This window comes from Natronococcus sp. A-GB7 (assembly GCF_029688865.1).
Classification (GTDB): domain Archaea; phylum Halobacteriota; class Halobacteria; order Halobacteriales; family Natrialbaceae; genus Natronococcus.
This window is the reverse complement of sequence record NZ_JARUKV010000032.1, coordinates 42,249-49,403: the sequence shown is the minus strand read 5'-3', so window position 1 is coordinate 49,403 and position 7,155 is coordinate 42,249. Positions and strand designations below refer to the sequence as shown.

The window sequence follows — 7,155 nt, the reverse complement described above, 5'->3', positions numbered from 1 at the left end:
TCCCGAGAACGTCCGCGAGACTGCAAGCGTCATCTACCGCCGTGCGCTCGAGGAGGATCTCCTGCCGGGGCGCTCGATCGAGGGCGTCGCGACCTCGGCGCTGTACGCCGCGGCTCGTCAGGCCGGCACCCCCCGTAGCCTCGACGAGATCTCGGCGGTATCGCGCGTCGACAAGATGGAGCTGACCCGCACGTACCGCTACGTGATCCGGGAGCTCGGCCTCGAGGTTCAGCCTGCCGACCCCGAACACTACGTACCGCGGTTCGTCAGCGACCTCGACCTCTCCGACGAGACCGAGCGTATGGCCCGTGATCTGCTCGACTCGGCCCGACAGGAGGGCGTCCACAGCGGCAAGTCGCCGGTCGGGCTCGCGGCCGCCGCCGTCTACGCCGCCGCCCTGCTCACCAACGAGAAGGTCACCCAGAACGACGTCAGCGAGGTCGCCAGCATCTCCGAGGTCACCATCCGCAACCGGTACAAGGAACTGCTCGAGGCCTCCGACTCGGCGGCCCCGGCCTAACGGACGTCGTCGTTGGGAGCGGGTTCTCGGCTGCGGATTTCGCACCCGGAGTGCGACTGCGACAAAGCTTTTCATCTCCGGTGTGAAACGGTGTGTCATGGACGAAACGACCGTTCAGTTGTTGTGTCCCGAGTGTACCAAAGACTGGCAGGTATCTCCCGGCGAGCTTCCGGCTCCTGCGGAGATGTTTCACTGTCCGAACTGTCACGCGTCCCGTCGGACCTCGGAGTTCACCCGGACCGACCGTGACCTGCAGACGTTGAAACAGCTCGGGTAACCGGCGCCGATCGGTTCGATCCTCTCGTCCGTTCTCGTCAGAACGTTCACGGATAGGTGAAAGTTTAATAATCAGCAAAATACTCCTACGAGAGTGAACAGAAATATTCGGTTACGGAGCGAACCGAGTCGTTGTAGTCGTTCCCTTCCGGGAGTTTCCCGCCGGTACTGTGGTGCTCGAGTCCGTTCTCGAACGTGATACGCGCCGAATCCGGCTCCAGGGTCGTGCTAACGAGACTCAAGATAATAATATAACCCTGCAGCGGATAGGAATGCATGGTTATGAAGAAACAGGAGCTCATTCACCTTCACGGACTTCTTGCGGAGGTATCGAACCAGTGTGCGGAGTGGGACAACTGTCAGATCGACCTCGAGGAGTACGAGTCGCGCGGTATTCGACCGACATCGATCCACAAATCGAAAACGGACCACAAGGCCGCTGTATTTGCGCTTGCGGGCGGAATCACCACGAACATGCGCGAGGACGAGCAGGAAGCCGTCGCCGCTACTGCAGACTAGTTGTCACGTCGCCTCTTTCGATTGTTACTGGCTACTGGCGAGACCGTTTCCCATCGTTTCGTTTCCGTTCGAGCTCCTGAATCGAACTGAACTGATCGAAACCCGACTTACTCGACGAGGTCCTCGAACTCCGGCAGGATCTCCTCGTCGTCCTCGTCCGTTTCCTCGTCGGCGTCGCCGTCGCTCTCGTTCGTCTCCTCGCTCGAGTCCGTCGACTCCGCTTCCGACTCCTCCTCGTCGTCGGCATCGTCGTCATCGTCCTCGATCGTCTCGACCTCGAGTACCTCGAGCGGGATGTTCTCGAGGCGCTGGCCGATCTCCTTGCGAGCGATCCGGGAGGCGTGTTCCTCGCGCTCGACGTTGAACACGGTCATCTCGAGTTCGAGTGCGACCAGCGCCTCGTCGGCTGCGATAAACGCCGGTGGCAGCTCCTCTCCCTCTGGCGAGGTTCGCTCGCCCATGTTGATCTCCACGTAGTTCAGGTCAGGGTTCAACATCTCGCCGGTCTTCGAGATGGCGATGCGGATCGCCTCGTCTTCCGTCTCGACGTCGAACACCGGAACGGCAGCCTCGACGACAACCCTGCAGTGCATACGAAAACGTACTGTCGCCTACAGTATCAAGGTTCGCCCCGGCCGCCGATTCGCCGTGCAGGTCTCGTCTCGAGAACGGTTTCGGTCCGAAAGGCCCAAGCCCTCGCTCCCGAAGAGTCCGACGGATGGAGACCGGCGAAATCGAACTCGAGGAGCTATCCGGCGGACTCGATCTGTACCGCACGCTCGAGAGCGGTCAGACCTACCTCTGGCGGCGGACCGACGGCGAGATGTACGGCGGCGAGCCGGCGCCCGACGAGTGGTACTACACCGTCGTCGACGGCGCCGTCGTCCGCGTTCGTAGCCGGGACGGCGTCCTCGAGTGGGAGTCGTCGATCGACGCCGACCCGCTCGTCCGGCGGCTGCTTCGCCTCGAGGACGACCTCGAGGCGATCGTCGCGGCCGCGCCCGACGACCCGCTGTTAGACGAGGCCTACGAGGCCCACCGGGGGCTCCGGCTCGTCGACGACCCCTCGTTTGGCACCCTGATCTCGTTTATCTGTTCGGCCCAGATGCGGGTGAGCCGTATCCACGGAATGGTGTCGACGCTGGCCCGGGAGTACGGTGAGTCGATCACGTTCGAAGGCGAGAGCTATCACGCTTTTCCGACCCCGGACCGGCTCGCGACGGCGACCGAGGACGAGTTACGCGAGCTGGGGCTGGGGTACCGTGCGCCCTACGTCGTCCGCACTGCGGAGATGGTCGCCGACGGCGAGGCCCACCCCGAGGAGGCCCGCGACCGCTCCTACGAGGCCGCCCGCGAGTCGCTGAAACGGTTCGTCGGCGTCGGCGACAAGGTCGCCGACTGCGTTCTCCTCTTTTCGCTGGACTTCGACCAGGCGGTTCCGCTCGACACCTGGCTTCGGACCGCGATCGAGGAGTACTACCCCGACTGCGACCGGGGCTCCTACGACGAGACCTCACGGGCGCTTCGCGACCGGTTCGGCGGCGAGTACGCCGGCTATACGCAGACGTACGTCTTTCACCACCTGCGAACTCGGGAATAGTGTCACTCGTCGTAATCGTTTCGTCCGGTAATCGCCCAGTACGTCTGTGAAACGATCGTGATCGCGAACACGATCGCGAGTCCCGCGGCGACGTACAGCGCGATCGTCGCACCCAGCAGGTACCACGTCAGCGCGCCAGCGGCGAGGACGAACAGCACGGCACCGACGAACAGCTCGAGCAGCTCCCGGACCGTCGCGCGGCTACTTGAGACGTCGAGATACTCCTCCTCGAAGCGTTCGATCGGGCCCATTTGCGGTTCGTTGCCCCTCGAGGGTTCTTTCGGTATCGGTTCGAGGTGACGAGCCGCGGGTCGGACGGCTGGATTTTCCCGGTCGCCGACGACGCCACGCACATGACGGACCGGACCCGGGCACACGTTTTCGTCTCCGGAAACGTACAGGGCGTCTACTACCGCGCGACGACTCGCGACACGGCCCGCGAGGAGGGCGTCGACGGCTGGGTCAAGAACCTCGAGGACGGCCGCGTCGAAGCGGCGTTCGAGGGCCCCGAGAGCGCGGTCGAGTCGATGCTCGAGTTCTGTCACGAGGGCAGCCCCGCGGCCGATGTCGACGACGTCGAAGTCGAGTACGAGGACCCCCAGGGTGAGGACGGGTTCGAGATCCGCTACTGAGTCTCTCCCTCGAGCCGCACGCCGAGTTCGTCGAGGTGTTCGGCGAGCCACGGCGGCTCGTCGGTGTGTGCCCAGGTGGCCCACTCGGCCTTCTCGCCCGCGTAGTACGCCCGGTAGGCACCGACGGGGTCGTCGGCCCGTTTGTACTCGTCGGGCATCGCCTGCGGGCGCGGCGTCGGCTCCTCGGTGGGAAACTCGATTTCGTCGGGATCGATTTGCTCGATCACCTCCCAGCTGGCGTGGTCGCCGTCCTTCTCGTAGCGCTCGACGAACTCCGCGTTGAGCGCCTCGGCGTGTTCGCGCAGGCGAAGCCAGTTCGCCCGCGACTCCGTCGCCCACTCGGTGACCGGGTGGCCGGTGTGGGTCGCCGCGTACAGAAACTCGTCGTCCCGGCCGTTCTCGCGGGCCGCGGTACACAGCACCTGCGCGGCCTCGAGCAGTAGCTTGTTGACGTGCTCGTCGCAGTGGTACCGGGCCGCGAGCCGGGGGTCCTCGTCGAGCCAGAAGACGTTCACGGCCGGGGTTAGGACGCGACCTGATTGAGCGTTTCGTCCGCAATCTTCAACGGCGCCCCTCTCGAACCCAGAACCATGATCACGGGCGAACGGATGGCCGCAGTCGACGAGAACGCCGCGGCGCTCGGCGTCTCGCAGAAACAGTTGATGGAGTCGAGCGGGAACGCGGTCGCGCGAGCGGTCCGCGAGGTCGCGGAGCCGGGCTCGAGCGTCGTCGTCGCCGCCGGACGCGGGAACAACGGCGGGGACGCGTTCGTCGCGGCTCGCTTTCTCGAGAATTACGACGTCACCACGCTCCTGCTCGGACCGGCCGAACGTATCGGCACCGAAATCGCTCGCGAGAACTGGGAGGCCCTGCAGCACGCGGGCTACGACACGCAGGAGATCGCGGACTCCAGCGGATTCGACCTCCCCGACTGCGACGTCGTCGTCGACGCGATGCTCGGGACGGGGATCAGCGGCGACCTCCGCGAGCCCGCCGCGACCGCGGCCGAGGCGATCAACGCGGCGGACGCGACCGTCGTGGCCGTCGACGTCCCCTCCGGGTTCGACGCCGACGCCGGCGAGGTCGCCGACAACGCCGTTGAGGCGGATCGCGTCGTCACCTTCCACGACACGAAACCCGGCCTCGCCGAGCTCGAGGCCGAGGTCACGGTCGCCGACATCGGCATCCCCGCGGCGGCAGAGCGGGACGCCGGCCCTGGCGATATCTCGCTGGCCCGACCCGACGGCCGCGAGGGGCGACCCTACGTCATCGGCGGCGGTCCCTACACCGGCGCGCCGGCGCTCGCCGCCCAGGCCGCGCTGCGGGCGGGCGCCGAACTCTCCTTCGTCGCCGCGCCCGACGCCGTCGCCGGCGAGATCCAGGGATACGCCGAGGACCTCATCGTCCAGCCCTACGAGAACGAGATCCTCACGCCCGACGTAGCCGAGGACCTGCTCGAGACCGCAGCGGAGTACGACAACGTCGTCGTCATCGGTCCCGGGCTCGGCACCGACGACGAGACCCTCGAGGCCACACGAGAGTTCCTCTCGTCGTACTCGGGTCAGGCGGTCGTCGACGCCGACGCCCTCGAGGTCGTTCCCGAGATCGAGACCGACGCGACGCTGGTCTGTACGCCCAACCGTGGCGAACTCGCGCGGATGGGCGGGCCCGACACCGACGATCTGGCCGCGGTCGCCGACGAGATCGAGGCCTTCGCCGCGGAGCTGGGCCACCTCGTCCTCGCGAAGGGCGAAAACGACGTGATCACCGACGGCGAGCGAACGCGGATCAGTCGCTCGGGGACGGTCGGCATGAAGGTCGGGGGCACCGGGGACACGCTCGCCGGGATCGTCGCCGCGCTGCTCGAGCACGCCGAGCCGATGGACGCCGCCGCGGCGGGGGCCCACGTCAACGGACTCGCCGGCGAACGCCTCGCCGAGCGCCACGAACACGGCTATCTGGCGTCGGAGCTGCTCGAGGAGCTTCCCGCGACGCTGTGGGGTGGTGACGATGAGTGACGATCCGTCCGCCGCCGAGGGAACGAACCCGGATCCGCGCAGCGGCGACGATTCCGGCGCCGGGGAACTCACGCACACCACCGACGAGGGAGAGGTCCAGATGGTCGACGTCGGCGACAAACCCGACAGCGAACGCCGCGCGGTTGCCGTCGGCGAGATCCGCCTGCAGCCCTCGACGATCGAGGCGATCCGCGACGACGAGATCGGCAAGGGCGACGTGCTCGCGACGGCCCGGATCGGCGCCGTCCAGGCCGTTAAACACACCTGGGAGACGATCCCGATGTGCCACCAGATCCCGATTACGAACGTCGACACCGCGTTCGAACTCGGCGAGGACCGGGTCGAGTGCGAGGTCGCCGTCGAGACCACCGGGAAGACGGGCTGCGAGATGGAGGCTCTCGAAGGGGTTACGACGGGCCTAAACGTCGTCTGGGACATGGTCAAAGCCGTCGAGAAGGACGACGAGGGCCAGTACCCCGACACGGGAATCGAGAACGTTCGGGTCCTCGAGAAGGAGAAGCGAACGGACTGAGCGGTTCGGGGTGGAATATCGTGTCCGCGTCCTCGAGCGGCCGCGTCCCGCTTTCGAAACGTTCTCGCGCAACGACGGCTCGGTCGCTCGCCGTCGAGCGGTTCGAGAACGATTACGCAAACGCAAACGGAACCGCAAACGCCAACGGGGGTCGATCGGCAACGCGCCGACCGCGCCCGAAAGGGAGCGAACCGGTCGCTACAGGTCCATCCCGCCGTTGACGTCGATCACTTCGCCCGTAATGTAGGACGACTCCTCGCTCGCGAGGAAGCGAACGACGGCGGCGATATCCTCGACCTCCGCCAGCCGCTCGAGGGGGATCCCCGAGATGATCCGCTCGAGGACGTGGTCGGGAACGCTCTCGACCATGTCGGTCCGGGTAAAGCCGGGCGCGACGCAGTTGGCCGTCGAGCCGCCCTGGGCGAACTCGAGCGCGATCGTCCGGGTGAAGCCGAACATGCCGCTTTTCGCGGTCGCGTAGTTGGCCTGCCCGAAGTTGCCCTGCTTGCCGACGACGCTCGAGATGTTGATGAGCCGCCCCTCGTTGGCGTTCCAGATGTCGTCGTAGAACGTCTGAGTGCAGTTGAACATCCCGCCGAGGTTGACGTCCATCACCCGATCCCACTCCGCGCGGGACATCTCGGTGAACTGCTTGTCGGCGGTGATGCCGGCGTTGTTCACCAGTACGTCGGCGGGCCCGAAGGCCTCGTGGCAGACGTCACGCATGTGTTCGACCTCCTCGGGAATCGAGACGTCGGCCTGGGCCGTAATCGCCTGCCCGCCGGCGTCCTCGATCGCCTCGACGGCCTCGTGGGCGGCCCCCTCCGACGACCGGTAGTTGATGACGACGTTCGCTCCCTCCTCGCCGAGGTGTTCCGCGATTCCGCGCCCGATCCCGCGCGCCGAGCCTGTGATAATACAGGTGCGTCCCTCCATGGACATCGTTACCCTACACTGCACCACCGATTGTTATATAACGACCTGTTGGGTTTCGCGTCCTGGTTCAGTGAATAAAAGACGACAGTGTCCGACTCGGGGCCGAGAGGGTCGCGTCGGGG

11 protein-coding genes are annotated in these 7,155 nt (G+C 66.0%); 7 read left to right on the top strand and 4 right to left on the bottom strand.

What is annotated here, in order from left to right; translation table 11 throughout:
* The 3 genes from QA609_RS21575 to QA609_RS21565 all read left to right on the top strand — a co-directional run.
* A partial coding sequence (locus tag QA609_RS21575; RefSeq protein WP_278304689.1) for a transcription initiation factor IIB family protein occupies positions 1-520 on the top strand: 520 nt, incomplete at its 5' end.
* A 97-nt stretch (positions 521-617) separates the two neighbouring features.
* Positions 618-797: a hypothetical protein gene (locus QA609_RS21570; RefSeq protein ID WP_278304688.1), complete on the top strand. Its 180-nt coding sequence runs from the start codon at positions 618-620 to the stop codon at positions 795-797.
* Positions 798-1,078: 281 nt separating this feature from the next.
* On the top strand, positions 1,079-1,315 hold the full coding sequence (locus tag QA609_RS21565; protein WP_049888693.1) for a UPF0058 family protein: 237 nt from the start codon (positions 1,079-1,081) through the stop codon (positions 1,313-1,315).
* 107 nt (positions 1,316-1,422) lie between these two features.
* Here the strand turns inward: QA609_RS21565 and QA609_RS21560 are convergent, their stop codons facing one another.
* Positions 1,423-1,908: a DUF555 domain-containing protein gene (locus tag QA609_RS21560; protein WP_278304687.1), complete on the bottom strand. Its 486-nt coding sequence runs from the start codon at positions 1,906-1,908 to the stop codon at positions 1,423-1,425.
* 125 nt (positions 1,909-2,033) lie between these two features.
* Here QA609_RS21560 and QA609_RS21555 point away from each other — a divergent pair, with 125 nt between their 5' ends.
* Positions 2,034-2,915 carry a DNA glycosylase gene (locus tag QA609_RS21555; RefSeq protein WP_278304686.1) on the top strand — a complete coding sequence of 294 codons (882 nt, stop codon included), beginning with the start codon at positions 2,034-2,036 and terminating at the stop codon, positions 2,913-2,915.
* Between the two features lie 2 nt (positions 2,916-2,917).
* On the opposite strand, the gene QA609_RS21550 is transcribed toward QA609_RS21555, so the two are convergent.
* Entirely contained in the window at positions 2,918-3,166 is a 249-nt protein-coding gene (locus QA609_RS21550; RefSeq protein WP_278304685.1) for a hypothetical protein, read from the bottom strand.
* Between the two features lie 102 nt (positions 3,167-3,268).
* On the opposite strand from QA609_RS21550, the gene QA609_RS21545 reads away from it, so the two are divergent.
* Positions 3,269-3,547 carry an acylphosphatase gene (locus QA609_RS21545; protein WP_278291842.1) on the top strand — a complete coding sequence of 93 codons (279 nt, stop codon included), beginning with the start codon at positions 3,269-3,271 and terminating at the stop codon, positions 3,545-3,547.
* On the opposite strand, the gene QA609_RS21540 is transcribed toward QA609_RS21545, so the two are convergent.
* On the bottom strand, positions 3,541-4,062 hold the full coding sequence (locus QA609_RS21540; protein WP_278304684.1) for a hypothetical protein: 522 nt from the start codon (positions 4,060-4,062) through the stop codon (positions 3,541-3,543). The two genes, QA609_RS21545 and QA609_RS21540, sit on opposite strands and share 7 nt — an antisense overlap.
* A 75-nt stretch (positions 4,063-4,137) precedes the next feature.
* Between QA609_RS21540 and QA609_RS21535 the strand changes: the two genes are divergently transcribed.
* A complete protein-coding gene (locus QA609_RS21535) occupies positions 4,138-5,565 on the top strand; it encodes an NAD(P)H-hydrate dehydratase (protein WP_278304683.1) in 1,428 nt (475 codons plus the stop codon).
* On the top strand, positions 5,558-6,097 hold the full coding sequence (moaC, locus tag QA609_RS21530) for a cyclic pyranopterin monophosphate synthase MoaC (RefSeq protein ID WP_278304682.1): 540 nt from the start codon (positions 5,558-5,560) through the stop codon (positions 6,095-6,097). The genes QA609_RS21535 and moaC overlap by 8 nt, the downstream gene beginning before the upstream one ends.
* Positions 6,098-6,295: 198 nt before the next feature.
* Here the strand turns inward: moaC and QA609_RS21525 are convergent, their stop codons facing one another.
* Positions 6,296-7,039, bottom strand: a complete 744-nt coding sequence (locus QA609_RS21525) for a beta-ketoacyl-ACP reductase (RefSeq protein WP_278304681.1) — start codon at positions 7,037-7,039, stop codon at positions 6,296-6,298.
* Between the last annotated feature and the right edge of the window lie 116 nt (positions 7,040-7,155).